Consider the following 25,523-nt stretch of genomic DNA (forward strand, 5'->3'; position numbering starts at 1 on the left):
CTGCGCGATTCGTGCAAGTTGCTTCACTCGGCACTCACATCGGGAGTGATGGGCGCAAACGGAAACGGGCGCCGAAGCGCCCGTTCCTTTCGTCGATACCGCTGCCTGGATCAGTAGCGGTAGTGGTCAGGCTTGTACGGGCCGTCCTTGTCGACGCCGAGATACGCCGCCTGCTCGTCGGTCAGCACCGTCAGCTTCACGCCGATCTTCTCGAGGTGCAGGCGGGCGACTTCCTCATCGAGCTTCTTCGGGAGGATGTAGACCTTCGCCTCGTACTCGTCCTTCTTCGCCCACAGGTCGATCTGCGCGAGCGTCTGGTTCGAGAACGAGTTCGACATCACGAAGCTCGGGTGGCCGGTCGCGCAGCCCAGGTTCACCAGGCGGCCTTCGGCCAGCAGGAAGATCGAGTTACCGCCCTCGAACGTGTACTTGTCGACCTGCGGCTTGATGTTCGTGTGCTTCGCACCCGACTGGTACAGCGCATCGACCTGGATCTCGTTGTCGAAGTGGCCGATGTTGCAGACGATCGCCTGGTCCTTCATGCGCTTCATGTGATCGAGCGTGATGACGTCCTTGTTGCCGGTCGTCGTCACGTAGATGTCGCCACGGCCGAGCGTGGACTCGACGGTATTGACCTCGAAGCCTTCCATCGCGGCCTGCAGGGCGTTGATCGGGTCGATCTCGGTGACCACGACGCGCGCGCCGTAGGCACGCAGCGAGTGCGCCGAGCCCTTGCCGACGTCGCCGTAGCCGCAGACCACCGCGACCTTGCCGGCGAGCATCACGTCCATCGCGCGCTTGAGGCCATCGGCCAGCGACTCGCGGCAGCCGTAGAGGTTGTCGAACTTCGACTTGGTGACCGAGTCGTTGACGTTGATCGCCGGCACCAGCAGCGAGCCTTCCTCGGCCAGCTTGTAGAGACGGTGCACGCCGGTGGTCGTCTCTTCCGAGACGCCCTTCCAGTCCTTGACGACGGTGTGCCAGAAGCCCGGGCGCTCGTTCTTGACGCGCTTGAGCAGGTTCTTGATGACCTGCTCCTCGTGCGAGGACGCCGGTTCGTCGACCCACGTCGAGCCGTTCTCGAGCTCGTAGCCCTTGTGGATCAGCAGGGTGACGTCGCCGCCGTCGTCGACGACGAGCTGCGGGCCGAGGTTGCCGGGGAAGGTCAGCGCGTCGAGCGTGCAGTCCCAGTACTCCTCGAGCGACTCGCCCTTCCACGCGAACACCGGCGTGCCCGACGCGGCGATCGCGGCGGCGGCATGGTCCTGCGTCGAGAAGATGTTGCACGAGGCCCAGCGCACGTCGGCGCCGAGGTCCTTCAGCGTCTCGATCAGCACGCCGGTCTGGATTGTCATGTGCAGCGAGCCGGTCACGCGCACGCCGGCGAGCGGCTTGCTCGGCGCGTACTTGCGGCGGATCGACATCAGGCCCGGCATTTCCTGCTCGGCGATGTCGAGTTCCTTGCGGCCCCAGTCCGCCAGCGAGATGTCGGCGACCTTGTAATCGCCTTCGGTCGAGAAGGACTTCTGGATTGCGTTCATGGGTAGCTCCGTGGTCGTGGGGAACCGGCAGTGGATGCGTTCGGTTCCTGCACGGGCGCCGTTGGAAAGAAAGCCACCGAGCCTGGCCGTCGGCGCCTTCGATGAAGGGCCGGCGCGGAGGTCCGCGCGACGGTCGCAGCGCCCCTCGATGGGCCGCACATTGTACCGCGGCGTGCAATGGGCCGAAGGCGCGACCTGAACGCTGTGTGCCGTGGAGGGCCGAAGAAGCGAGGCTCGTCAGGCGGCACCACGGTGCAACCACGGCCGATGCGCTCGTGAGCCCGAAGCGCGATCCCCATCGCCCGACCAGCACTTCCGGCGCATTGACAGGCAGCCGGCCGTACGCGAAGCATCGCGGTCCGATCGACTTTACGGATGCCACCGTGCCGACCGCCGCCCCCGTCCTGCGCCGCCTCGTCCTTCCCGCCCTGATCTCGCTCGCGTGCATGGGCACGCTGGCGGCCCAGCCCGCCACCGCGCCGGCCGCCGCGAAGTCGGAAAACAGCTACCGCATGCCGGCCGCCGAACTGCAGGCCATCGTCGATGCACCGCGTCCGCCGCAGCTCATCCTCGGCCCGCAGCGCGACGTCGCCGCGATGATGCAGGTGCCGCCGCTACCGTCGATCCAGCTCGTTGCCCAGCCCGAGCTCAAGCTCGCGGGCGTGCGCATCAATGCACGCAGCTACGCGCAGAGCCGCTTCTCGTTCGGCAGCGATTTCTGGTTGAAGGACGTCGCCACCGGCAAGGACATCCGCATCGACGGCCTGCCGCAGCCGCTCTCGCTGGCGTCGGCGGTGTGGTCGCCGGACCAGCGCCACGTAGCCTTGAACCAGCAGGACCCGGTCACCGGCGCCAACGAGTTGTGGCTGGTCGACGTGCAGGCACGCAAGGCCCGTCGCCTCGCCGGCGGCCTCAACACCGTGATGGATCCGCCGCGCTGGATGCCGGACTCGAAGCGCCTGCTGGTCAACCTGCGCCCGGCCGGGCAGGGCGAGCCGCCGGCCGGCGACACCGACCCGACGGGCCCGAACGTGCAGGAAACCGCGGGCACGGGCACCGTCCGCCAGCTGCGCACGTACCAGGACATGCTGCGCAGCGAACAGGACGCGCGCGTGCTCGACCACTACCTCACCGTGCAGCCGGCCATCGTGTCACTCGACGGCAGCGTCACGCGCATCGGCGAACCCGCGAAGTACGTGGATCTCGCGCCGTCGCCGGACGGCCGCCACCTGCTCGCGCAGACGATCGACCGTCCGTACTCCTACATCGTCCCGCTGTTCTACTTCCCGCGGCGCATCGAGGTGATCGGCCTCGACGGTCGCGTCGAGCACACGGTCGCCAGGCTGCCGCTGTTCGAAGGCCTGCCCAACGGCAACGACGCCGTGCCGACCGGGGTGCGCGACATCGAATGGCGCAGCGATGCGCCGGCCGCGCTGGTCTGGGCCGAGGCGCAGGACGGTGGCGATCCGGCGAAGCAGGTCGACGTACGCGACATCGTCTACCAGCAGGCCGCGCCGTTCGACGGCAAGCCGGCGGTTCTCGCCAAGCTTTCGACGCGCTTCGCGGGCGCGACCTGGGGCCGCGGCGACGTCGCGCTGATCGACGAGTACTGGTGGAAGAACCGGCAGGAGAAGCAGTGGCTTGTGGCGCCCGACGCACCGTCGACCGCGCCGCGCCTGGTGCATGAAGGGTCCAGCGAGGATCGCTACGCCGACCCGGGACGCGCCGTCGCCTCGCGCACGGGCTCGTACCTGCCGCGCCTGCAGTTCACTGGCGACGGCAGCGCGTTCTTCCGAATCGGTGCGGGTGCCTCCCCGGAAGGTGATCGCCCGTTCGTCGATCGCGTGAACCTCGCCGATTTCGCTACGACGCGCGTGTTCCGCTCCGAGGCGCCGAACTACACGGCGCCGGTCGCGGTGCTCGACGACACGGGCAATCGCCTGCTGGTCACGCAGGAGTCGCCGGCGAACCCGCCGAACTACTTCGTGCGCGATGCGAAGGGCCCGCTGCGCGCGCTGACCGCGTTCAAGCACCCGACGCCGCAGCTCAAGGACATCCGCAAGGAGCAGATCCGCTACAAGCGCGCCGACGGCGTCGAGCTCACCGGCACGCTTTACCTGCCGCCGGGCTTCAAGCCGGGCAAGGACCGTCCGCTGCCGCTGCTGATGTGGGCCTACCCGGCCGAGTTCAAATCCGCCGCGGCCGCGTCGCAGGTCACCGATTCGCCGTACCGCTTCAACGCCGTGAGCTACTGGGGCCCGCTGCCCTTCCTCGCGCGCGGCTTCGCGGTGCTCGATGATCCGTCGATGCCCATCGTGGGCGAGGGTGATCGCGAGCCGAACGATACCTACCTCGAGCAGCTCACGTCGAGCGCGCAGGCAGCGGTGGACGAGGTCGTTCGCCGCGGCGTCGCCGACCGCAACCGCGTCGCCGTGGGTGGGCATTCGTACGGCGCGTTCATGACCGCCAACCTGCTGGCGCACACCCGCCTGTTCAAGGCCGGCATCGCGCGCAGCGGCGCCTACAACCGCACGCTGACGCCGTTCGGCTTCCAGGCTGAGGAGCGCAACTACTGGGACGCGCGCGACACCTACATGACGATGTCGCCCTTCAACTACGTCAAGGACATCAAGGACGCACTGCTGATGATCCACGGCGAGGACGACAACAACTCCGGCACCTTCCCGATCCAGAGCGAGCGCATGTTCGCCGCGATCAAGGGCACCGGTGGCACGGCACGGCTGGTGATGCTGCCGCGCGAGGCGCACGGCTACCGCGCGCGCGAGTCGATCATGACCATGCTCGCCGAGTCGGACGACTGGCTGACGAAGTACGTCAAGAACGCCACGGCGGCATCGAAGAGCGCGCCGGGGAAGTAAGCGGGGCGCGCTGGAGGTATCTAAACGGGCCGCGCATGCGGCCCGTTTTCTGCCGGCGGCCGACGCTTGCAATGGTCGGAAACGCGCGGACGGGACCAGCGGCTAGCGTCCAGCCGCAAGCCGCAAGCCGCAAGCCGCGAGCGGTGAGACGGCAGACGAGAGTCGGAAACCGGACGTCGAAAGCCATAAGCCGAAACGCAGAGACTGGATGTGGGCCGGCGCCTCCAACGTCGTCGTACGCGGGGAGGAGCAGGCGCCGCGGGAGCGGAAACCGCGGGTCGCGGGCGACGCCGCAGCGCTTAGGGGCCGCCGCGCAGCGCCACTCGCCGATAGCCGTCGGGCGCGGCGCCGCGCTCCACGCGCGCACACAGCGAATCGCCGCAGCGCACGAGGTCCGCGGCATCCACCGCCCGCAACGTCGCCGCGTCCACGCGATGGCGCTCGACGTCAGCGCGTGCCGCGGCGACCCAGGCTGTGGCTCCGATGACCGACAGCACGCAACCCGCCAGCACCGCCGCCGGCGCGATCAGCAGCCAGCGGCGTTGCATCGCCACCACCGCGTCGCGGCTTGCCTGCAGCGTCGCATCGAGTTCCCGCACGCGCGCCGCATGCGTATCCAGCGCTGCGCGCGCATCGGCGAATGCGTCGGCCGCGGCGCGCCGGGCCTGTGCCGAGGCCTCGTGTGCGATGACACGCGAGGCGTCGCGTCCGACACGCTCGCCCGCGCCCGTCAATTGCGCCGCGGCGGCCGCGAGCTCCTGCGCGGCGCGTTCGAGCGTGCGCGTCGCCTGCTGGCTGCGCTCGTCGAGCGCGCGGGCCACGACCGCCAGTTGCAGTGTCTGCTCGGTGAGCAAGTCCAGATCGTTCGGAAGCGCCATGTCAGACCGCCATCGCTCGCGCGCGTGGCGCCTGCGAATCCTGGCTCGCGACCACGGCCGCCTCGCGCTGGTGATCGCGGGCCGCCTCGTAGGCCGCATCGACGCGCGCTGCGAAGGCCTTGCCGTAGGCGCTGGCGAGGTAAGCATCGAGCGCTTCGTCGCGAAGGTCGCGATCGCCCTTGATCTCCGACTCCGCGACGATCCCGATCACGCGCTGCAGAATCGGTCGCGGCTGCGCATGCGGTTGCAGATCCTGACGCTCGCTCGCGGGCGGCCGATCGCGGACCTCCGCGGGTGTTTCCGGCACCGGCATGATCTCCACCGGTCTGCGCGGATAGCGCGCATCGAGTGCGCTGTCGATCGGCTCGGCGTCCCTCGCTGCCGGGCTGCGATCCCGGCGGTTGCCGCCGATCGCATCGACCATGCCGCGCCGCGACTCTTCCGGCAGGCCCCTGCGCTCGTTTCGGCGATAGACGTCGTCGTCGTAGAAGTGCGCGTGTTCGACCGAGCGATGGACGACATCGAGATCCGGTCGCAGGTGCTGCTTGGACAGGAACGGGCGGTCGGACAGCGCGTTGAGGAAGTCCACGCCGAGGTTGTAATTACGCCGGGCGAGCCCGTCCTCGCCATAGCTGCCGCCGATGTCGGAATGGCAGCCGCCGACCATGACGTTGAGGAATCGCCCGCCATGGGTGAAACCGGGATCCATGATCCACGAGCCCTTGAACGCGTCGCGACGCTCGTCCTCGGCGGTGATCTGCAGGCCCGTCAGCACCTGCGGCGGCGGCCGGCGATCGCGCTCGTGCGGGATGCCGGTGCCGACGGGGTCGAACAGGAGTTCGGCTTGGGCGATTTGATCGCCAGTCATCAGGACCTTGCCGCTGTAGCGCGCATTGACGATCAAGCCGTCGCGATTGCGAGTCAGGTGGCCCTCGTCGACATCGATAATCCCGCGCTCGGCAACAAGCCTTGCGAAGCCGGCGGCCTGCTCGGCGCCGCGGCTGAAGCCAACGTTCGCAAGGCTGATGCGCACGTTCGAATCTTCAGCCAGCCATTGCTTCGCCTGCCGGCAGAACTCGACGTACATCGTTTCCAGTCGGGCGTCATAGCTCACACCCAGCGCGCCATCGGCCAGCGCAACCAACGCATTGGACTGCGTTCCTGGGCCCGGAACGTAATGACTGCCTAGCCCGGGGTGCTGGCGGGAAGCCTCCTTGGTGGCGTCGAACAGCTGGGCCACATTGGTCTGCCCCCGGTCCGTCTTTCGCATGTCGTTTCCGGTGCCGTCGAAGAACGCGATGAACATGCGCGACGACGGATCTCGACTGTCGTGCAGGACGGGGACAGGCATCCGCGAGAGTTCGTGCTCCGTGTTGGCGTAGCTCGCAAGGTCGTGAGCATCGGCGGCGTGGCGTGAGACGCCACCCGGATAGCGGCCTTCCATGGCACATCTCCTTAGAGGATCTGTTCAAGCACCAGAACGTTTTCGTCCACGAAATTCGAATAACGATTGCCTGGATCACGCGGCTTTTCGAGTGGAATGTGCGCGCGCATGTACAGGCGGACAGTGCGATCGTTGATCTCGACGATGATGTCGGGATTGCCGACCGACGAGTCTCTCCGAATCTCGTCCAAGGGCACGCGGTGACGAATCAGACCGTCGGCGAAGATCGTGCCGAGGTCCAGCTCCATGTGAAGTGGATTGCGCTTTGCGTCCTGCCACTCGAGGACGACGGGCCCCTCGAAGTTGCGCAGGCCGATGTACCCGCCGCGCATGCGCGCGCGAAAGTCGCCCACAGCGTCTTCGAGCGGCCGTTGCCACTCGTCCGGGGAATGGTCGACCACGAGCATCGACCCGTAACGAACGCGGCAGCCCCACGTACTGAAGCAATAAGCGCCGAAATTGTGCTGCCAGAAGCGCAGCGGACCGTCCGCCACGCGATTCAACGTCGGCGGGAAATGCCCCGGTGGCGGATAGGTCGGACGGGCGTCGGATGGGGGCATCGGCGTTGCGCATCCCTGCAGGGCGAGGAACAGAAGCGGCGAGGCGAGCGTGGCAGCGGGCCACGGCGGGCGCTTGGTCATGGTCACGGTCCGTGTGGGTCGCGTCGACGGTAGCCGCGGCCACGCATGGAGGTCAAGGCGAGCGGCGCCGCGGGGGCAGAGCTGCGTACGTCGGCGCTTGCCTCGCACCCAAAAAGAAACGGGCCGCTTTCGCGGCCCGTTCCATGTACATCCAAACGCGGGGGCGATTACAGCCCGGCTTCCTTACGCAGCGCGTCGGCGCGATCGGTCTTTTCCCAAGAGAACGCGGTCGCTGTTTCCGACTTGCCGTCCTGCCCGGTGTAGGTCAGTTCGTACGGCGCGCGGCCGAAGTGGCCGTAGGCGGCGGTCGGCTGGTACACCGGATGGATCAGGTCGAGCATCTTGACGATGCCGTACGGGCGCAGGTCGAAGTGCGCGCGGATCAGCTTCTCGATCTGCTCGTCGGAGATCTTGCCGGTGCCGAACGTGGTGACCGAGATCGAGGTCGGCTCGGCGACGCCGATCGCGTACGACACCTGCACCTCGCAGCGCTCGGCGATGCCGGCGGCCACGATGTTCTTGGCGACGTAGCGCGCGGCGTAGGCGGCCGAGCGGTCGACCTTCGACGGATCCTTGCCCGAGAACGCGCCGCCGCCGTGGCGGGCCATGCCGCCGTAGGTGTCGACGATGATCTTGCGGCCGGTCAGGCCGCAGTCGCCCACCGGACCGCCGATCACGAAGATGCCGGTCGGGTTGATGTGCACCTTGTGCTTGGGCAGCGCCGACAGCCATTCCTCCGGCAGCACCGGCTTCAGGATCTCCTCGTAGACGGCCTCGACGAGGTCCTTCTGCGCGATGTCCGGATCGTGCTGGGTCGACAGCACCACGGCATCGAGACCCTGCACCTTGTGGTTGGCGTCGTAGCGCAGCGTGACCTGCGATTTCGCGTCCGGGCGCAGCCAGTTCAGCGTGCCGTTCTTGCGCACGCGCGCCTGCTGCTCGACGAGGCGGTGGCTGTAGTACAGCGGCGCGGGCATGAACTCCGGCGCTTCGTCGCAGGCGTAGCCGAACATCAGGCCCTGGTCGCCCGCGCCCTGTTCTTCCGGCGAGGTGCGATCCACGCCAGCGGCGATGTCCGGCGACTGCTTGCCGAGCATGTTGATGATCGCGCAGGTGTGGCCGTCGAAGCCGACGTTCGAGTTGTCATAGCCGATCGCGTTGATCACGTTGCGGGCGAGCGACTCGATGTCGACCCAGGCCGACGTCGTGACTTCGCCGGCGACGATCGCGGCGCCGGTCTTCACCATCGTCTCGCAGGCCACGCGGGCGCGCTTGTCCTGCGCGAGGATCGCGTCGAGGACGGCGTCGGAGATCTGGTCGGCGATCTTGTCCGGATGGCCTTCGGAGACCGATTCGGAGGTGAAGAGATAGCTGGACATCGGCTATATCCTTGTATTCGAATGAAAGGATGGCCGCGCATGATACAGGCTCGGCCCCGCCCGCGCATTCTGCGCGCGGTGCCATTCCGTTCCGGTCAAGGAAACGCCACGGCCGCCCGGGCGGCTAGCATCGCGCGATGGATTCGCTGACCCAGATCGTGCTCGGCGCCGCGGTGGCCGCCGCCGTCGCGCCGCCGCGTCATCGCCGGGCCGCGCTGCTGGCGGGCGCCGCGCTCGGGACGCTGCCCGACCTCGACGTGCTGCTGATCAACCCGTTCACTGACGACCCCGTCGCGCGGATGACCTGGCATCGCAGCTTCAGCCATTCGCTGTTCGTCCTGCCGATCCTGGGGACGCTGCTGTGGGCCTGGCTGCGCTCGCGCGGCGGACGCGTGGCCGAGGCGCCGCGGCGCTGGTTCTGGGCGATGCAGCTGGCGCTCGTCACGCATCCGCTGCTGGACGCGTTCACCGTCTACGGCACGCAGCTGCTGTGGCCATTGCACCCGCCGCCGACGATGTGGTCGAGCGTCTTCATCGTCGATCCGCTCTACACCGTGTGGCTGATCATCGGCTGCGCCACGGCGTGGTGGCTGCGCGAGCGCCGCGGTGCGCAGCGTGCACTGGTCGTCGCGTTGGTGCTGAGCACCGGCTATCTCGGCTGGTCGCTCGTCGCGAAGTCGATCGTCGACCGCCAGGCCGGGCGCGATCTCGCGGCCCTCGGGCTCGCCGATGCGCCGCGCTTCTCGGTGCCGATGCCGTTCAACACGCTGCTCTGGCGCGTCGTCGCGATGACGCCGGACGGCTTCGTCGAGGGCGAGCGCTCGATCGTGGCCGATCGCGGGCCCATGCGCTTCCGCCGCTACCGCTCGGACGTCGAAGCACTGCAGGCGGTGTCGGCGCTGCCCGCGGTGCGGCGGCTCGCCTGGTTCAACCGCGGCTTCATGAAGGCGGAGGTGCGCGACGGCCGGCTCGTGCTGAGCGACCTGCGCATGGGCGCCGAGCCGGACTACACGTTCCGCTTCGCCGTCGCGCGCCGCGATGCGCGGGGGCGATGGTCGGCGGTCCCGCCCGAGCAGCCGCAGTGGCCGTGGGAGGCGACGCGCCGGCTGCCGGACATGTGGCATCGCATCTGGGCCGAGCCGATCGTGGCGGGCGCACGCGGCGCGGACGCGCGTCAGTAGACGACCGCGCGGGCCTGCACGAAGGCGTAGAAGAACACCGCCTTCGGGTCGTTCTGCACCTGGTGCATCTCGCGGCGCATGCCGTCGACGATCTCCTGCGTGACCGCGCCCGCCTCGACGAGCTTGTCGGCGGCCGACAGCAGCAGTTCCTCCCAGAAGCCGATCATCACCTTGCGGCGCGCCGGCTCGCGGTTGTCGAAATAGAAGGTCTTGAGCTCGGTGGTGACGTCGCGATAGCCCCCTGCCAGCAGCAGGTTGCCGAGCTTCGCGCCCACGAACGGGTCGCCGCCGTGCTCGTGCTGGAAGTCGTTGAACGCCATCCAGTAACGCCAGACGTTGGGCGAATACGGATCAAGCAGGAACGAGGAGTTCATCACCTCGGTGATGTAGACCGGCGAGCCCGGCGCGAGCACGCGGCGCACCTCGCTCAGCACGCGCGCGGGCGAGGGCACGTGCTCGAGCACCCAGCACAGGAACGCAGCGTCGAAGCTGCGCGGCTCGAACGGCAGATCACCGGCATCGGCCTGTTGCAGCGTGTAGCGGTCGGCGAGGTGCGGCATGCCGCCTAGGTGCTCGCGCGCGGCGGCGAGCTGCGCGTCGCTCAGGTCGACGCAGGTGGCGTGCAGCTCGGGAAAGCGGCGCAGGAGGATCTCGGTCTGCGCGCCCACGCCGCTGCCGACCTCCAGCAGGTGCCGCGCGCCGGTGTAGTCGATGTTGCGGAAGATCGTCGATTCGGCGATGCGCGCCTGCTTCATGAGCCGCGCCTGCTCGGTGCGCGAAAAGCCGTGCAGGTAGACGGCGGCGTCGTTCGTGTCGGTCATGGCGGAACTCCTGGTGCGCGGATTCCCGCGTCGCGCCCGGAAAGCCGCCGTGAGGTCAGGCCGCTTCCCGTGCCGGCGGCTCGCCGGCGATCAGCGCGTCGAAGTAGTCGCGGGTGAGGCGCGACTGTGCCTCGGCCGTTTCCGCGCGATTGACCACGGCGCGGAACGCCGCGTTCTCCGGCCGGTCCTTGGCGTACCAGCCCAGGTGCTTGCGGGCGATGCGCACGCCGGAGATCTCGCCGTAGAAGGCATGCAGCGCGTCGAGATGGCCGAGCAGCACGTCGCGCACTTCCTCAAGCGACGGCGGTGGCAGTTCCTCGCCGGTGGCGAGGTAATGCGCGACCTCGCGGAAGATCCACGGCCGACCCTGCGCGGCGCGGCCGATCATCACCGCATCGCAGCCGGTGTACGCCAGGACATCGGCGGCCTTGCGCGGCGAATCGACGTCGCCGTTCGCGACCACCGGGATCGACAGCGCGGCCTTGACCATCGCGATCGTGTCGTATTCGGCGAACCCGGTGTATTGCTGGTCGCGCGTGCGGCCGTGGATCGCGAGCGAGGCGATGCCTGCGCTTTCGGCGATGCGCGCGATCGTCAGCGCGTTCTTCGCGTCCGCCGCCCATCCCGTGCGGATCTTCAGCGTCACCGGCACGTCGACCGCGTTCACCACGGCATCCAGGATGCGGCCGACCAGCGCCTCGTCGCGCATCAGCGCCGAGCCCGCCCAGGCATTGCAGACTTTCTTGGCCGGGCAGCCCATGTTGATGTCGATGATCTGCGCGCCGTGCTCGACGTTGTAGCGCGCGGCCTCGGCCATCACCTCGGGGACCGTGCCGGCGATCTGCACGCTGATCGGCGCGGGCTCGTCGACGTGATCCATGCGGTGGCGCGACTTCGCCGTGTTCCAGAAACGCGGGTCGGAGGTCGTCATTTCCGACACGCACAGCCCGGCGCCCAGCCGCTTGCACAGCAGCCGGAAGGGTTTGTCGGTAACGCCCGCCATGGGCGCGAGGACCACGCGGGGCGCGATCTCATAGGGGCCGATGCGCATGTCGCGATTCTACGCGCCGGGCTCAGGCGGGGCCGGCGGCATCCGGGAAGCGGGCGGCGACGTCGGCATGCGAGGGCATCGATAGCGCAGCGCCCGGTCGTTCGGTCGACAGGCCGGCATAGGCGACTGCATAAGCCGCATGCGCCGCGAACGGCCGCTCGGGCGCCGCCGCGAGCGAGGCCGCGAGCGCGCCGTTGAACGCATCGCCGGCGCCCGTCGTGTCGACCACCGCGACCTTGCAGGCGGGCACGCGGTAGCAGGCGTCGCCGTCGCCACGCAGCACATCCGACGCGTGCGAGATGAAGACGCCGGCCGCGCCGAGCGTCACCACCACGCTGCCCCGCGGCAGCAGGCGTCGGCAGTGCGCGTGCAGGTCGGTGTCGGTGCTGGCGGCGAGCGTGTTGGGGTCGAGAGCCACGCCCAGGTGCGTACGCACCAGCGCGGCGAACTCGGTCTCGTTCGGCGTCAGCAGGTCGACCTGGTCGAGAAGCGATGCCGGGACCGCGGCATTCGCCGGGGCAGGGTTGAGGATCGCCAGCGCACCGGCGGCACGAGCCGCGGCGAAGGCGGCCTGCGCGCCGGCCGCGGGCGTCTCGAGCTGCGACAGCACCACGCGCGGCGGCTCGCCGTCGAACGCGGCCTGGACGTGCGCGGCGTCCAGTGCGTCGTTCGCGCCGGGCGCCACCACGATGGAGTTGCGGCCGTTGGCGTCGACGAAGATGCCGGCCGAGCCGGTGGGTGCATCGGCCACAGCGTCGCGCAGGTCGATGCCGTCGGCGACGGCCAGTGCGCACGCGTACTGGCCGCCCGCGTCGTCGCCGAGTGCGCAGGCGAAGCGCGTCGCGACGCCGGAACGTGCGGACGCGACGGCCTGGTTGAATCCCTTGCCGCCCGGGCCGCTGGCGTACGCGCCCGAGCGCGTCTCGCCCGGCGCGGGCAGGGCATCGAGCGTCCACACGTGGTCGACGTTGAAGCTGCCGACCACCACGACCGTCGCGCCCATCGGTCAGGGATTGTTGACGTCGGCCGCGCCGTGCACCGCGACGCGCGCGCCAGCGTCGTGGCGATGGCGGAACAGCGGCACGAACAGCACGGCCATGGCCAGCGCGTAAAGCGCGAACGCCGACCAGATGCCGTGCCAGTCCTTCGCGCCGTCGGCGCCGGTGAAGAACGCATCGATGACGTAGCCCGATACCAGGCTGCCCAGCACCGCGCCGATGCCGTTGGTCATCACCATGAAGAGGCCCTGCGCGCTGGCGCGGATCGTCGGATCGCTCTGCTGCTCGACGAACAGGCTGCCCGAGATGTTGAAGAAGTCGAAGGCCATGCCGTAGACGATGCAGCTCAGGATGATCATCCACAGGCCTGCACCCGGGTCGCCGTAGGCGAGCAGGCCGAAGCGCAGGAACCACGCGATCATCGAGATCGTCATCACCGTCTTGATGCCGAAGCGGCGCAGGAAGAACGGGATGGTCAGGATGAACAGCGTTTCGCTGATCTGCGAGATCGACATGATGATCGCGGGGTACTTCACCGCGAGGCTGTCGGCATAGGTCGGGTCGGCGCTGAACTCGCCGAGGAACGTGCCGCCGTACGCATTGGTGAGCTGCAGGGCCGCGCCCAGCATCATCGCGAAGATGAAGAACACCGCCATGTTGCGGTCGCGGAACAGGCGGAACGAAGACAGGCCGAGCACGTCCACCATCGAACGGCTGTCGCCGCGCACGAGCTTGGGCGGGCAGGGCGGCAGGGTGAAGGCGTACAGGCCCAGCGCGACGGCGGCGCCGGCGGCGATGTAGAACTGGCCGGGCGAGGTTTCGAGGCCGAGCAGGCTGGTCGTCCACAGCGCGGCGATGAAGCCGACGGTGCCCCAGACGCGGATCGGCGGGTAGTCGCGCACGACGTCCATGCCTTCGCGCTTGAGCGCGTTGTAAGCCACCGCGATGCCGAGCGCGAGCGTCGGCATGTAGCAGCACATGGTCAGCATCATGAGCCCGATCAGCGCGCGCGGGCTGTCCATCAGCGGCACGCAGGCCAGCAGGATGCCGCCGGCGATGTGCAGCACGCCGTACAGGCGCTCGGCGTTGATCTTGCGGTCGGCCAGTACGCCCATCAGCGCCGGCATGAACAGCGACGCGAAGCCCATCGTCGAGAACACCCAGCCGAACTCGGTGCCCGACCAGCCCCGGTTCTCGAACCAGTAGCGCCCGATGGTGATGAGCCAGGCCCCCCAGATGTAGAACTGGAGGAAGTTCATCAGCGTGAGGCGGAGCTTGAGGTTCACGGGCGGTCCTGGTGCGGCGCGGAAGTCGCCGCAGCGTAGAGGCAAAAGCGGCCGTGGTGAAGACGCCGGCCGCGCGGGAAGCTGACTAGCCGATGCCGACGAACAGCGCCCACAGGCCGAGCGCCGCGAATACGGCGGCGGCGGTGAGGCGCGCGGCCTTCAGCGGCAGGCGGTCGGCGAAGCGGCTGCCGAGCAGCACGACAGGCACGTTGGCGAGCAGCATGCCGACCGTCGTGCCGGCCACCACCCACCAGAAATCATGGAAACGCACCGCCAGCAGGACGGTCGCCACCTGCGTCTTGTCGCCGATCTCCGCGATGAAGAAGGCGATCGTGGTGGCGAAGAAGGCGCCATAGCGCGCGGCCTTGGCGTCGCCCTCGTCCAGCGTGTCGGGTTTGAGCGTCCACAGCGCCACGGCAAGGAAACTGGCGGCGACGATCCAGCGCAGCATCTCCGGTGTCAGCACGGTGGACAGCCAGTCGCCCAGCGCGGCAGCGAGCGCGTGGTTCAGCACGGTGGCGACGGTGATGCCGGCGACGATCGGCCAAGGGCGCCGGTAGCGCGCGGCAAGCATCAGGGCGAGAAGCTGGGTCTTGTCGCCGATCTCGGCAAGGGCGACCGTGCCGGTCGAAATCAGGAATGCGCTCAAGGGACTGTCCGATAGGGGCCGGGCATGCACGAAGGCGAGGCACGGCCCGGCGGTCGCGCATCGCCTCCGGTCTTGCCCCGGATCGCCAGGCGATCCTCCGCGCGCCACGGCCGGCTGGCCGAGTGTGTTGACGCGCGGGCCGTCGTTGCGACGGCGGACTACTCCCCGAAAGGTGCGCGCATTGTACCCGCCCGCCACAGGGCCCCGCCAATCGTCGCTGCTCGCATGCCGGCCGCGGCGCGCGGTTTACGATGCGGCGCCCACCACGGAGCCGACCCATGCAGTACCGCCGACTCGGATCGTCCGGCCTCAAGCTCTCCGCGCTTTCATTCGGCGCGTGGCTGACCTTCGGCAACCAGATCTCGCGCAGCGAATGCCGCAACCTGATCGCCGCCGCGTGGGACCACGGCATCAACTTCTTCGACAACGCCGAGGGTTATGCCAACGGCGACGCCGAGCGCGTGATGGGCGACGTCATCACCGACCTGCGGCTGCCGCGCGACGGCTTCTGCGTGTCGAGCAAGGTGTTCTTCGGCTCGGCGCAGGACCCGCGGCCCACGCAGCGCGGCCTCTCGCGCAAGCACGTGCGCGATGCCTGCGAGGCCGCGCTCAGGCGCCTTCGCGTCGACGCGCTTGATCTCTACTTCTGCCATCGACCCGATCCGGACACGCCGGTCGAGGAGACCGTGTGGGCGATGGACACGCTGATCCGCCAGGGCAAAGTGCTGTACTGGGGCACGTCGGAGTGGCCCGCGCCGCTCATCCGCGAGGCGCATCGCGTCGCCAGGGCCCATCACCTGCACGCGCCGACGATGGAGCAGCCGCAGTACAACCTGCTTCACCGCGAGCGCGTCGAGCTGGAATACGCGCCGCTGTACGCCGAGCTCGGCCTCGGCACCACGACGTTCTCGCCGCTGGCCTCGGGCCTGCTCACCGGCAAGTACGCCGAGCCCTCGGGCGACGCCCCCGCGCGGCTCGAGCGCGAGGGCATGGGCTGGCTCAAGCGCATCGTTGTCGGCGACGAGAGCGAGCGTCGACCGGAACGGGCACGCCACTTCGCCGAGGCCGCGCGCGCTCTCGGCCATGCGCCGGCGACGCTGGCCATTGCCTGGTGCTTGCGCAATCCGCATGTGTCGACGGTGATCCTCGGCGCGAGCCGCGTGGAGCAGTTGCTGCAGAACCTCGGTGCGCTCGCGCTGGTCGACGCGCTCGACGAGGCGGCGTGGCAGCGGGTCGAAGCTGCGGCCGCATAAAAAAAGGCGCCGGAGACCGGCGCCGAGGGAAAGCTGTGGTGGTCAGTCGACCTGTCGTGGCATGGGCGGCACGGGAGGCAACGCCGGAGGCACCAGTGCCGCGACGCGCGGTGCCGGCGGTGCGGCGGGAGGCGCCGGCGGCGGTGGCGGTGGCGGCGCATCGCCCGGCGGCGGCGGCGGTGCAGGCGCGGCATGGCTCGGCGGTGCCGGCGGCACGGGCGGGGCAGGCGGTGCCGGCGGCAGCGGAATGCGCATGGCCTTGGGCACCTTCAGCTGTGCGGTGGCGGCCTTGCGATCGCGCAGATACTCGACGCTGACCGTCGCGCCCTCGGGCTTGCCGCGCAGTGCGTCCATGACCTCGCGCGGGCTGGCCACGCCACGACCGTCGACCTTGCGGATCACATCGCCCGACTGCAGCCCCGCCAGTTCCGGGCCCGCGCTGACCACCAGCACGCCGTCGGTGGTACCGAAGTAGCGTCCGAGGTTCGCGTCCAGCGACGCCAGGTTGAGCCCGTTCCAGCGGAACGCCTCGGCGAGCGCGAAGGAGCGACAGTTCTCGCCGTCCTTGCAGCTGCCGTCGCGCGCCAGGCGCAGGATTTCGCTGTGGACACGCGGTGAGACGCCGGGCAGCTCGGCCAGGACATCGCGGCCGGCGCCCGTGCCGTCGGTGCGGACGATGCGACGGGTGACGGTCCTGCCATCGGCGCTCGTGCTCTTGAGCACCTGCAGCGGCTGGCCCGGCTTGATTTCGACCGAATCCGCCTCGAACGTCATGCCGCCGTCTGCGCTGCCCATGAAGCGGACATCGCCGCGGGGCCTCACCTCGCTGCCGTCGGCGTTGAAGAGCGTCATCGACGCCGAACGCCGGGGCGTCACCGATGCGGCCGCAGCCTTGCCGTCGTGCTCATAGCCGATGCGCAGCGTGCTGCCTTCCTTTATATCCGCGAGCATCGCGCGCAGGCGCTCAAGTCGCGCATTGCCGTCGGCGCCTTCGACGGGCTTGCCGTCGATGCTCAGGATGCGGTCGCCGGTACGCAGGCCGGCCTTCGCCGCGCCGCTGTCGGGTGTCACGCCGCTGACCCGCACGCCGCGCGATGCATCCGCATCCAGCAGCACGCCAAGCACGGGCCGGCTCAGGGCGCGTTGCTCGAACACGAACACGCCGTCGTTCCTTTCGCCGAGCTCGCGCGACAGTGCGGCGACCTTCCGCGCGGTCGCCTGCAGCTCGGCACGTGCGGCTTCCAGTTCCTTCTGTTTGGCGGCGCGATCATCGGTCTGGGCGGCCGCGCCGAAGGCGACGAGCGCGCCCACCGCGAGCGCGAGCAGGGATTGGCGGGGAGATGGACGTTGCATGGCGACCTCGGAGTGGTGGTCTGTAATCAGTCGACGCGTGCGACCGCGTCCATGGAATAACCCTGCGCGGCCATCCAGCGCTGCGTACCCTCGACGGCGGCGAGTTCCCCCAGCGTGTCGACGCGACGCCGCCACAGGTCGGCGCGTTCGGCCTCGTCCAGCGACGGCTGCGAGAGCGCGGCGTCGATGAGTTGCAGGCGATCGTCGATGTCGGCGGTAAGCACCAGCGCCGGCCCGCTCTGCATGCCCGACTGGCGTGCCAGGGCGACCAGTGCTTCGAGGCGCGACGATTCGCCGCGAAGCTCATCGAGCGCGCGGGCGACGCCGTCCGCGCGCGCCGCACTCGCCAGTGCGGTTGTCGATGTGGCGACCGCGTCGTTTCCCGACCGCTGTGCGGTGGTCACGGCCTGTGCCGGCCGGCTCGGAGATGACGCCGTGAGACCTGCGGCCCTCTCGCGCCGCGGTGGGGTCGCCGGCGCGGCCCCGGTTACCGCCGCAATGGCTTCCGGTTCGGATGCGACCGCGCCGACGCCCGCGGCAACCGCCGGCGCGTCGTTGGCGACCGGCCCCGCATCGCGCGCCGGCATCGCATCGGACGTCGGATGCCTGGTTGCTGCGCTGCCATCGGCGGTCGCAACGACCGGCGGCAGCGACGGCTGCGAAGTCCGCATCGTCACCCGGCCGCCGACCGCCGCGACGCCGAGCGCGGCCGCCATCGCCCAGCGCGTGCGCTGCGACGACGGCCCGTGGGGTCGCGATGCGGCTGTACCTGTCGGCAGCGAGACCGCGAGACGCGACCAGGCGTCGGCTGGCGGCCCGTCGAGCGGCAGCGCCGCGAATGCCTGCTGCCAGTTGGGAATATCCGGCGTGCGCGGATGCTCGGCGTCAGCCACGGTCGGCCTCCTCGGGTGTTTCCAGCAGCGCGCGAAGCCGACGGCCGCCGCGCGCGAGTTGCGATTTGGAGAAGCTCGCAGTGCGCTGCAACAGCCCGGCGATCTCCTCGTGGGTGTAGCCCTCGGCGTGATAGAGCCAGAGGACGCTGCGCGTCGACGGCGGCAGTCGCAGCAGTGCGCGGGTCAGCGTCGCGGCATCCGCTGCAGCGGCGGGCGGCGGTGCGAGATCCTCGAACTCGTGCTCGCCCATCGGCAGCTCGTCGTCCAGCAGCCGGCGACGGCGCAGCTTCTGCAGCGCCTCGTTCACCGCTACCTGGCGCAGCCACCCCCAGAACGGGCTGCCGCCGCGGAACGACCGCAGATTGCCGAAGACCTTCAGCATGGTGTCCTGCAGTACGTCCGCGGCGTCGTCGCGGTCGCCGCAGAGGCGCAACGCCAACGTGTAGACCGGCCGCTCGAACCAGCGGAACAGCTGCTCGAAGGCCGCGTGCTCGCCGGCGCGGGCACGTTCGAGCAGCGACGCCGGCACGTCGATCGCGAAGCTGCTGCGCGCCGGGGCGGGCGCAGCGGTCGCGGTCCGGGGTGCGTCGGCAGTCATGGCGAGCGTCATCCCCCTTCCAGATGCGCGGTGCGGCGAAACCGTCGCAGCCGCCCGGCGCCTATACTCGGTTCAACGACAGGGGAGGAACACCATGGGCATTTCGATCGTCGGGCTTTTCATCGCCGCCGTGGTCGTCATCGTGCTGTTCAAGGCGGTGCGCATGGTGCCGCAGGGCTACGAATGGACGGTGGAAGCCTTCGGCAAGTACACCCACACCATGTCGCCTGGCCTGCACTTCCTGATCCCGATCTACCAGGGCGTTGGCCGCAAGATCAACATGATGGAGCAGGTGATGGACGTCCCCAGCCAGGACGTGATCACCAAGGACAACGCGGTGGTCAAGGTCGACGGCGTCGTCTACTTCCAGGTGCTCGATGCGGCCAAGGCCGCCTACGAGGTGGCGACGCTGGAGATCGCCATCCTCAACTTGGTGATGACCAACATCCGCACCGCGATCGGCTCGATGGACCTCGATGAGTCGCTGTCCAAGCGCGACGAGATCAATACGAAGGTGCTGGTGGCGGTCGACCAGGCCACGCACCCCTGGGGCGTCAAGGTCAACCGAATCGAGCTGAAGGACATCGCGCCGCCGCGCGACCTCGTGGATTCGATGGCGCGCCAGATGAAGGCCGAGCGCGAGAAGCGCGCCAACGTGCTGGAGGCCGAGGGCTTCCGGCAGGCCGCGATCCTCAAGGCCGAGGGCGAGAAGCAGTCGAAGATCCTCGAGGCCGAGGGCGACCGCGAAGCGGCGTTCCGGGAGGCCGAGGCCCGCGAACGCCTGGCCGAAGCCGAGGCGCGCGCCACGCAGCTGGTCTCCGACGCGATCGCCGCCGGCAACGTGCAGGCCATCAACTACTTCGTCGCGCAGAAGTACATCGAGGCGTTCAAGTCGCTGGCCGAGGCGCCGAACCAGAAATTCGTGATGATGCCGATGGAGTCCAGCGGCATCATCGGCTCGATCGCCGGCATCGCCGAGCTCGCCAAGGAAGCGCTGGACCGGCCGTCCACGCCGCGTCCGCCCGCGGTACCACGCTGAGGCCATCGCCATGCGCTGGGAACTTGCCACGACCGCCTGGGCGCTCGCCGCGTTGGGACTGATCGCCGCCGAGGTGATCGCACCGGGCGCCTTCATGCTATGGCTGGGCATCGCCGCGGCGGCCACCTGCCTGATCGTGTTCGCACTGCCGGAGCTGCCGGTGATCGCGCAGATGCTGGTCTTCGCCGTGCTGAGCGTGGCCTCGGTGCTCGCCTATCGCCACTGGTTCCGTGGCGCCGGACGGTCCAGCGATCAACCCGCGCTCAACCGTCGCGCCGAGCAGCTGATCGGCCGCGTCGAGCCCCTCGTCGCGCCCATCGTCGACGGCCGCGGCCGAGTGCAGATCGCCGACGCGCTCTGGGACGTGGAAGGCCCCGACCTTCCCGTCGGCACGCGTGTTCGTATCGTCGGTGTGCGCGGCATGACGCTCGAGGTGCGGCCGCAGTAATGCGCCCCGGCGCGGGTGCCCTACGCGGGCGTCCGCGCGGTCGGCGCCGATCCGGGATAATCGTCGGCCCCAACCGGCTGCGATCCCGTCATGACGAACAAGACCGTCCTCAACGAGACCCACCGCGCCCACGGCGCCAAGATGGTCGACTTCGGCGGATGGGACATGCCCATCCACTACGGCTCGCAGATCGACGAGCACCACCAGGTGCGCCGCGATGCCGGCATGTTCGACGTCTCCCACATGACCGTGGTCGACCTGCGCGGCGCGCGCGTGCGCGAGTTCCTGCGCATGCTGGTCGCCAACTCCGTCGACAAGCTCAAGAAGCCGGGCAAGGCGCTGTACACCTGCATGCTCAACGAGCGTGGCGGGGTGATCGACGACCTGATCGTCTATTACATGGACGAGAGCTTCTTCCGCCTCGTGGTCAATGCCGCCACCCGCGAGAAGGATCTCGCGTGGATCCGCGGCCAGGCGCTCGCGTTCGACGTCGAGGTCACCGAGCGCGACGACTACGGGATGATCGCGGTGCAAGGCCCGAATGCGCGCGCGAAGGTCATCGGCCTGCTGCGCGAGGAACAGCGCACCGCGATCGACAAGCTCGGCCGCTTCGCCGCCGGCACCGCCGCGACCGATGACGGCATCGAGCTGTTCGTCGCGCGCACCGGCTACACCGGCGAGGACGGCTTCGAGGTGCTGGTGCCGGCCGACCGCACCGCGCATGTCTGGCAGCGCCTGGCCGACGCGGGCGTCAAGCCGGCCGGCCTCGGCGCGCGCGACACGCTGCGCCTGGAGGCTGGCATGAACCTCTACGGCCAGGACATGGACGAGGACGTGTCGCCCTACGAGGCGGGTCTCGCATGGACGGTGGCGATGGACGAAGGCCGCGACTTCGTCGGCCGCGCCGCACTCGAGCAGCAACTCGCCGACGGCGTCGCAAGGCAGACGGTCGGCCTCGTCATGGACGAGAAGGGCGTGCTGCGCCATGGCCAGAAGGTGCTGACCAGCGCGGGCGAGGGCGAGATCCTCTCGGGCACGTTCTCGCCGACGATCGGCAAGGCGATCGCGCTCGCGCGCGTGCCGTCGGGCGAGCTTTGCGAGGTGCGCGTCGACATCCGCGGGCGCGAGGTGCCGGTACGGGTCGTCAAGTATCCGTTCGTCCGCGAAGGCGCGAGCCTCGTCTGACCCGCCGCCTGCGGACGAGCGGCTGTCGCGTCCGCAGCGCTTGGCTAAACTAGCCGCGCATCGCGTCACCCACGCATCCATCGCGAACCCCACTGCACCGGAGCCCCCATGAGCGAGATCCCTGGCGATTTGAAGTTCCTCAAGACCCACGAGTGGGCCCGCGTCGAAGGCGACGGCAAGGTGACCGTCGGCATCTCCGACCACGCGCAGGGGCTGCTGGGCGATCTCGTCTACGTCGAACTGCCGAACGTCGGCGACCGCGTCGAGGCAGGCAACGCCTGTGCGGTGGTCGAGTCGGTCAAGGCCGCCTCGGACGTGTATGCGCCGGTCACCGGCAAGGTCGTCGCGGTCAACTCGGCGCTCGCCGACAAGCCGGAGACGATCAACGAGGACGCCTATGGCGAGGGTTGGCTGTACCAGCTCGAGATCGAGGACGCCGAGCAGCTCAACGAACTGCTCGAGCCCGACGACTACGCCGAGCAGCTGGAAGACGATCACTGATCGTTCTTTTCAGGTGGTATCTCCGGAAGGCCGCGGAAGTCCGCGGCCTTCTTCGTTTTTCGGTCGCTGGAACTGCGAGCGTCGGCGCCGTGCCCGATGCGGTCGGCAAGCGCTCGCGTCGACTGCGCGATGCCTGCGTCGCGACCGATGTGCGGCCGCGCGCGCGATACGACGATCGCGACGGGCGTGCCGGCGCATGCGCATGCTCTCGCCGCGGTTCGCGCAAATCGGCGCAATCGGGCTTGTGCGACGCGCAAGCCGGTCGTTTTCTTCGCGTGGCGAACACACCGGCGACGCGTCCCGTTCGGCTTCCGTTTGGGCAGCTCCGGCTCGACGAACGCGGGTGTGCATCGCACTGCACGCACGGCAATGCGCGATTAAAAACCGCATGTTTTCCGATGTTTTTCTTCGTGCCCGAGCGCGCGACGTGCATGGCCGCGAATGCGAGGCGGCAACGGCATCGCGTCTCGGCCCGCTCCCTCGCACTGTCACCCGTCGGGCAGGGGCGAAAAAAAATCGCCCAAGTTGTTGACACGCAAAAAAACGCTGATTAGGTTTCGCCCCAGCAGCGAAACCTGCATAAGCGAGTGAAAAAAACAGACGCGACAACGCGCAACACAAAACGGACCTCCGCCCGGAATACAAAACCGGTGGACGCAGGTTCCGTTTCCCTCGCGAAAGCACGCAGCGCATTCCGAAGCAGCCCGACCCGCCGCTCGCGGGCCGGGCTTTTTCGTGACCGCGCCACGCGTGCGCTACAGACAGGTGCTGTCGATTTCGGCGGGTGCATGCCGCCCGCCGCTGCTTCCGTCGCATCGGTTCCAGGATGCGGCGGCCAGTCGCCGGGCTGTTCCCGCGACGTCGTCTTGAACTGGGCAATACCCCGATAGACCACTAACGAGGAGCCACCCCATGGCCACGAAGAAGGCAACCAAGAAGTCCACCGCCAAGAAGGCGACCAAGAAGGCCGCCGGTAAGAAGGCTGCTGGCAAGAAGGCCACCGCCAAGAAGGCAACCGCCAAGAAGTCGACCGCCAAGAAGGCGACCAAGAAGTCGACGGCCCGCAAGGCCACCGCCAAGAAGGCCGGCGCGCGCAAGACCGCGGCGAAGAAGGGCGGCGCCCGCAAGGCCGCTGCCAAGAAGTCGACCGCCCGCAAGGCGACCGCCAAGAAGTCGACCGCCCGCAAGGCCACCGCCAAGAAGGCCGGCGCGCGCAAGACCGCGGCGAAGAAGGGCAGCGCCCGCAAGACGGCTGCCAAGAAGGGCGGTGCCCGTCGCACGTCGGGCCGTCGTTCGGCTCGCGGCGCGGCCGAGGCCCCGACCGCGATGCCGGCGACCCCGGCACCGATGATCTAAGAAGAAAAACAACACCGATTACCGCGACAAACGACTCTCTCCCGCAGCCCAGGCGGGGGAGAGTTTTTTTTGCGCGTTCGCCTGCGATGCGGTTGCCGGTTGCCGATTGCGGCGCGTCGCCAGCGGCAGCGCGCATCGCCGCCTGGCAAATAGGGCGCCGCGGCCACGTTCGCGTTTCACGACGCCCGGAGCGGACGCGGTGCGAGGCACGGGCTCGACATGAGAAGCGGCGTCGATGCATTTGATCGTCACGGCCGGTCGCGCTCGATGCAAGGCACGGCGGTGAAGCGGTCGCAAAGGTGCGCGTTGAAGTCGAATGCCGACGGGACGTCGTGAAGTCGCCGCAAGCCGAGACCCCGATGCGGCGTCGTGGAAGGCGCTCATCGTTGCGCCGGCGCCGCCAGCGCGGCTGTCGTCGACACCATGTGTGAGGGACTCGCAGCGGCAAGACCGCCGTCGCTGGTCCTATGTAGATCGACGCTACCCAAGCAGACCCGACGCATCGTCGGATCCCCCGCGATGTCCGCGATAGCCACGTGGACGCGGCCGACCGACGACGGATCGAGCTGCCGAAGACCACGCCCGCGCTCGATGCTTGTCCACCTGCATCGCCAGCCTCAAACAAAAACGGCCGGCACTGCGCCGGCCGTCGATGCGATCGATGAGGGGCTCAGTGTGGCGCGGCGATTGCCTTGCCGCCGCTCGCGCCGGCCGCATCCGCGTCGTCGTTCTGCACGAACTGCGAGGGCTCCTCGAAGTCCTCCTTCATCCAGCGGCTGCCGGGGATGCCCAGCGCGCGGTCGAGGATGGTGGGCACCAGCGCGGACGGCAGCGAGCTCTCGCTGTTCCACATCAGCGCGACGCCGAAGTCGCGGTCGGGCAGCATCGCCACGGCGCCGCGGTAGCCCTGCACGGCGCCGCCGTGGAAGACCATCGTGTTGCCGGCGTAGTTGTAGACGCGCCAGCCGATGCCGTAACCCGCCGAGCTCAGGCGTTCCCGGCGCCATGCCGAGGCGCGCATCTCGCCGGGCGTGTCGACGACAGGGCGATGCAGCGTGGCGAGCAGCGAATCCGGCAGCACGTCGGGGCGATAGCCCGTCTGCGCGATCAGCCACTGCGCCATGTCGCTGGCGCTCGCATTGACGCCCGCGGCGGGCAGCACCTGGTAGTAGGTCGTCTTCGGCATCACCGGCACCCAGCCGCCGCGGCCGTGCACGTGCGGGCGCGCCCAGCGCGGGCTGGACAGCAGGCCTTCCATGCCGACGCTCGCGTCGTCCATGCCAAGCGGCTTGAGGATGCGGCGCTGCACTTCCTGGCCGTAGAACTGGCCGGTAGCGGCGAACACCACGTCGCCGATCAGGCTGAAGGCGACGTTCTGGTAGCCGTAGCAGGTGCCCGGCTGGCAGGACAATGGAACGGTGGACAGGCGCTGCGCCAGCGTCTGGTAGGGCACGTAGGACTCGAGGTCGCGGTCCAGCGTATTGCGCGGCAGGCCGACGCTCTGGCTCACCACGTTGGCGACCGTCACGCTCTGCGTCGCGACCGGGTCGCTCAGCCGGAAGCTCGGCACGTACTGCGTGACCTTGTTGTCCCAGCGCAGCGAGCCGTCGTTGACCAGCATGCCGGTGAGCGTGCCGGCGAACGCCTTCGACAGCGATGCGAGGCGGAACACGGTGTGCGCATCGACCGGTTCGGCGGCCGAGAGATCGGTGATGCCATAGCCGCGCGCGCTGATGACGCGGCCCTTGTGCACGATCGCCATCGCGAGGCCCGGCACCTTCTGGCCGGCCACGAGCGATTGCGCCAGCGATTCCATCTGCGCGACGTTGAAGTCCGCGGCGATCGGCAGCGGGCTGCGCACGACCCGCGGCGCGACGACCGGCATCGCCTGCGGCGTCGGCGTCGGCGTCTGTGCGCCGGCGCCGGTGCCGAGCGCGACCGGGAGCAGGAACGCAAGCGCGCCGACCTGCCAGGCACGGCGACGGAAGCGGGTCTTGTCAGTCATGGGCGCTGGTTTCCACGGCGATTTCACGTACCGATCATAGCGGCGTCACACCGGCGTGCCACGCGCTGGCATGTTCAGGAACGTGGTTCTTTCAGAAAAAGTGACATTGCGCCGGCCGCTTGTCGCAGCGATGCAGCCGCTCCG

The 25,523-nt window shown here is 69.0% G+C and carries 22 protein-coding genes and 1 riboswitch; of the genes, 8 read left to right on the forward strand and 14 right to left on the reverse strand.

The features are described 5' to 3' along the window. Positions 1 to 110: 110 nt before the first annotated feature. Positions 111 to 1,541, reverse strand: coding sequence for an adenosylhomocysteinase (ahcY, locus tag IE066_RS01495; RefSeq protein ID WP_189446559.1), 1,431 nt, complete (start codon positions 1,539 to 1,541; stop codon positions 111 to 113). Positions 1,542 to 1,587: 46 nt separating this feature from the next. Then, a riboswitch (S-adenosyl-L-homocysteine riboswitch) is annotated at positions 1,588 to 1,694 on the reverse strand. A gap of 293 nt (positions 1,695 to 1,987) precedes the next feature. Between ahcY and IE066_RS01500 the strand changes: the two genes are divergently transcribed. Continuing rightward, entirely contained in the window at positions 1,988 to 4,420 is a 2,433-nt protein-coding gene (locus IE066_RS01500; protein WP_189448719.1) for a S9 family peptidase, read from the forward strand. A gap of 299 nt (positions 4,421 to 4,719) precedes the next feature. Here the strand turns inward: IE066_RS01500 and IE066_RS01505 are convergent, their stop codons facing one another. The 4 genes from IE066_RS01505 to metK form a co-directional block, all read right to left on the reverse strand. Next, a complete protein-coding gene (locus IE066_RS01505) occupies positions 4,720 to 5,298 on the reverse strand; it encodes a hypothetical protein (RefSeq protein ID WP_189446560.1) in 579 nt (192 codons plus the stop codon). A 1-nt stretch (position 5,299) separates the two neighbouring features. Continuing rightward, the gene (locus tag IE066_RS01510) at positions 5,300 to 6,742 is read right to left on the reverse strand and encodes a phospholipase effector Tle1 domain-containing protein (protein ID WP_189446561.1); all 1,443 of its coding nucleotides are present in this window, start codon (positions 6,740 to 6,742) and stop codon (positions 5,300 to 5,302) included. A gap of 11 nt (positions 6,743 to 6,753) precedes the next feature. Beyond that, the gene (locus tag IE066_RS01515) at positions 6,754 to 7,383 is read right to left on the reverse strand and encodes a hypothetical protein (protein WP_189446562.1); all 630 of its coding nucleotides are present in this window, start codon (positions 7,381 to 7,383) and stop codon (positions 6,754 to 6,756) included. Positions 7,384 to 7,550: 167 nt separating this feature from the next. Then, positions 7,551 to 8,762 carry a methionine adenosyltransferase gene (metK, locus tag IE066_RS01520; protein ID WP_189446563.1) on the reverse strand — a complete coding sequence of 404 codons (1,212 nt, stop codon included), beginning with the start codon at positions 8,760 to 8,762 and terminating at the stop codon, positions 7,551 to 7,553. 137 nt (positions 8,763 to 8,899) lie between these two features. Between metK and IE066_RS01525 the strand changes: the two genes are divergently transcribed. After that, positions 8,900 to 9,943 (forward strand): metal-dependent hydrolase, encoded by a 1,044-nt coding sequence (locus IE066_RS01525; protein WP_189446564.1) that lies wholly within the window; start codon positions 8,900 to 8,902, stop codon positions 9,941 to 9,943. Here the strand turns inward: IE066_RS01525 and IE066_RS01530 are convergent. From IE066_RS01530 to IE066_RS01550, 5 genes are all read right to left on the reverse strand, one after another. After that, positions 9,937 to 10,764 (reverse strand): class I SAM-dependent methyltransferase, encoded by an 828-nt coding sequence (locus IE066_RS01530; RefSeq protein WP_189446565.1) that lies wholly within the window; start codon positions 10,762 to 10,764, stop codon positions 9,937 to 9,939. The two genes, IE066_RS01525 and IE066_RS01530, sit on opposite strands and share 7 nt — an antisense overlap. Positions 10,765 to 10,819: 55 nt before the next feature. Then, complete coding sequence (gene dusB / locus IE066_RS01535) at positions 10,820 to 11,815, reverse strand: tRNA dihydrouridine synthase DusB (protein ID WP_189446566.1); 996 nt, start codon at positions 11,813 to 11,815, stop codon at positions 10,820 to 10,822. Positions 11,816 to 11,837: 22 nt separating this feature from the next. After that, positions 11,838 to 12,818 (reverse strand): PfkB family carbohydrate kinase, encoded by a 981-nt coding sequence (locus IE066_RS01540; RefSeq protein ID WP_189446567.1) that lies wholly within the window; start codon positions 12,816 to 12,818, stop codon positions 11,838 to 11,840. 3 nt (positions 12,819 to 12,821) lie between these two features. Continuing rightward, complete coding sequence (locus IE066_RS01545; protein ID WP_189446568.1) at positions 12,822 to 14,099, reverse strand: nucleoside permease; 1,278 nt, start codon at positions 14,097 to 14,099, stop codon at positions 12,822 to 12,824. Between the two features lie 85 nt (positions 14,100 to 14,184). Beyond that, positions 14,185 to 14,748: a TMEM165/GDT1 family protein gene (locus tag IE066_RS01550; RefSeq protein ID WP_189446569.1), complete on the reverse strand. Its 564-nt coding sequence runs from the start codon at positions 14,746 to 14,748 to the stop codon at positions 14,185 to 14,187. Between the two features lie 278 nt (positions 14,749 to 15,026). On the opposite strand from IE066_RS01550, the gene IE066_RS01555 reads away from it, so the two are divergent. After that, positions 15,027 to 16,001 (forward strand): aldo/keto reductase, encoded by a 975-nt coding sequence (locus IE066_RS01555; protein WP_189446570.1) that lies wholly within the window; start codon positions 15,027 to 15,029, stop codon positions 15,999 to 16,001. Between the two features lie 42 nt (positions 16,002 to 16,043). On the opposite strand, the gene IE066_RS01560 is transcribed toward IE066_RS01555, so the two are convergent. From IE066_RS01560 to IE066_RS01570, 3 genes are read right to left on the reverse strand one after another with little or no spacing between them, the layout of a single operon-like run. Beyond that, complete coding sequence (locus IE066_RS01560; RefSeq protein ID WP_189446571.1) at positions 16,044 to 17,354, reverse strand: PDZ domain-containing protein; 1,311 nt, start codon at positions 17,352 to 17,354, stop codon at positions 16,044 to 16,046. A gap of 26 nt (positions 17,355 to 17,380) precedes the next feature. After that, positions 17,381 to 18,247, reverse strand: a complete 867-nt coding sequence (locus IE066_RS01565; RefSeq protein WP_189446572.1) for a hypothetical protein — start codon at positions 18,245 to 18,247, stop codon at positions 17,381 to 17,383. Next, entirely contained in the window at positions 18,240 to 18,857 is a 618-nt protein-coding gene (locus tag IE066_RS01570; protein ID WP_229790622.1) for an RNA polymerase sigma factor, read from the reverse strand. Before IE066_RS01570 ends, IE066_RS01565 begins: the two co-directional genes overlap by 8 nt. Before the next feature lie 82 nt (positions 18,858 to 18,939). On the opposite strand from IE066_RS01570, the gene IE066_RS01575 reads away from it, so the two are divergent. The 5 genes from IE066_RS01575 to IE066_RS01595 all read left to right on the forward strand — a co-directional run bounded on the left by IE066_RS01575 (position 18,940) and on the right by IE066_RS01595 (position 23,374). After that, entirely contained in the window at positions 18,940 to 19,884 is a 945-nt protein-coding gene (locus IE066_RS01575; RefSeq protein ID WP_189446573.1) for an SPFH domain-containing protein, read from the forward strand. Positions 19,885 to 19,894: 10 nt separating this feature from the next. Beyond that, positions 19,895 to 20,332, forward strand: coding sequence for an NfeD family protein (locus IE066_RS01580; protein WP_189446574.1), 438 nt, complete (start codon positions 19,895 to 19,897; stop codon positions 20,330 to 20,332). A 90-nt stretch (positions 20,333 to 20,422) separates the two neighbouring features. Continuing rightward, positions 20,423 to 21,517, forward strand: coding sequence for a glycine cleavage system aminomethyltransferase GcvT (gene gcvT / locus IE066_RS01585; protein ID WP_189446575.1), 1,095 nt, complete (start codon positions 20,423 to 20,425; stop codon positions 21,515 to 21,517). Between the two features lie 108 nt (positions 21,518 to 21,625). Further along, positions 21,626 to 22,018 (forward strand): glycine cleavage system protein GcvH, encoded by a 393-nt coding sequence (gene gcvH, locus IE066_RS01590; RefSeq protein ID WP_189446576.1) that lies wholly within the window; start codon positions 21,626 to 21,628, stop codon positions 22,016 to 22,018. A 912-nt stretch (positions 22,019 to 22,930) separates the two neighbouring features. Next, positions 22,931 to 23,374 (forward strand): histone H1-like repetitive region-containing protein, encoded by a 444-nt coding sequence (locus IE066_RS01595; protein WP_189446577.1) that lies wholly within the window; start codon positions 22,931 to 22,933, stop codon positions 23,372 to 23,374. A 670-nt stretch (positions 23,375 to 24,044) separates the two neighbouring features. On the opposite strand, the gene IE066_RS01600 is transcribed toward IE066_RS01595, so the two are convergent. Further along, positions 24,045 to 25,379 (reverse strand): serine hydrolase domain-containing protein, encoded by a 1,335-nt coding sequence (locus IE066_RS01600; protein ID WP_189446578.1) that lies wholly within the window; start codon positions 25,377 to 25,379, stop codon positions 24,045 to 24,047. Positions 25,380 to 25,523: the final 144 nt, after the last annotated feature.

Origin of the sequence: Cognatilysobacter xinjiangensis (assembly GCF_014651995.1) — a bacterium.
Classification (GTDB): domain Bacteria; phylum Pseudomonadota; class Gammaproteobacteria; order Xanthomonadales; family Xanthomonadaceae; genus Cognatilysobacter; species Cognatilysobacter xinjiangensis.

Bases quoted from the DNA above. Each gene is read 5' to 3' on its own strand.
- ahcY (WP_189446559.1), bottom strand. From the start codon at position 1,541: ATGAACGCAATCCAGAAGTCCTTCTCGACCGAAGGCGATTACAAGGTC.
- IE066_RS01500 (WP_189448719.1), top strand. From the start codon at position 1,988: ATGGGCACGCTGGCGGCCCAGCCCGCCACCGCGCCGGCCGCCGCGAAG.
- IE066_RS01505 (WP_189446560.1), bottom strand. From the start codon at position 5,298: ATGGCGCTTCCGAACGATCTGGACTTGCTCACCGAGCAGACACTGCAA.
- IE066_RS01510 (WP_189446561.1), bottom strand. From the start codon at position 6,742: ATGGAAGGCCGCTATCCGGGTGGCGTCTCACGCCACGCCGCCGATGCT.
- IE066_RS01515 (WP_189446562.1), bottom strand. From the start codon at position 7,383: ATGACCAAGCGCCCGCCGTGGCCCGCTGCCACGCTCGCCTCGCCGCTT.
- metK (WP_189446563.1), bottom strand. From the start codon at position 8,762: ATGTCCAGCTATCTCTTCACCTCCGAATCGGTCTCCGAAGGCCATCCG.
- IE066_RS01525 (WP_189446564.1), top strand. From the start codon at position 8,900: ATGGATTCGCTGACCCAGATCGTGCTCGGCGCCGCGGTGGCCGCCGCC.
- IE066_RS01530 (WP_189446565.1), bottom strand. From the start codon at position 10,764: ATGACCGACACGAACGACGCCGCCGTCTACCTGCACGGCTTTTCGCGC.
- dusB (WP_189446566.1), bottom strand. From the start codon at position 11,815: ATGCGCATCGGCCCCTATGAGATCGCGCCCCGCGTGGTCCTCGCGCCC.
- IE066_RS01540 (WP_189446567.1), bottom strand. From the start codon at position 12,818: ATGGGCGCGACGGTCGTGGTGGTCGGCAGCTTCAACGTCGACCACGTG.
- IE066_RS01555 (WP_189446570.1), top strand. From the start codon at position 15,027: ATGCAGTACCGCCGACTCGGATCGTCCGGCCTCAAGCTCTCCGCGCTT.
- IE066_RS01560 (WP_189446571.1), bottom strand. From the start codon at position 17,354: ATGCAACGTCCATCTCCCCGCCAATCCCTGCTCGCGCTCGCGGTGGGC.
- IE066_RS01570 (WP_229790622.1), bottom strand. From the start codon at position 18,857: ATGACGCTCGCCATGACTGCCGACGCACCCCGGACCGCGACCGCTGCG.
- IE066_RS01575 (WP_189446573.1), top strand. From the start codon at position 18,940: ATGGGCATTTCGATCGTCGGGCTTTTCATCGCCGCCGTGGTCGTCATC.
- IE066_RS01580 (WP_189446574.1), top strand. From the start codon at position 19,895: ATGCGCTGGGAACTTGCCACGACCGCCTGGGCGCTCGCCGCGTTGGGA.
- gcvT (WP_189446575.1), top strand. From the start codon at position 20,423: ATGACGAACAAGACCGTCCTCAACGAGACCCACCGCGCCCACGGCGCC.
- gcvH (WP_189446576.1), top strand. From the start codon at position 21,626: ATGAGCGAGATCCCTGGCGATTTGAAGTTCCTCAAGACCCACGAGTGG.
- IE066_RS01595 (WP_189446577.1), top strand. From the start codon at position 22,931: ATGGCCACGAAGAAGGCAACCAAGAAGTCCACCGCCAAGAAGGCGACC.
- IE066_RS01600 (WP_189446578.1), bottom strand. From the start codon at position 25,379: ATGACTGACAAGACCCGCTTCCGTCGCCGTGCCTGGCAGGTCGGCGCG.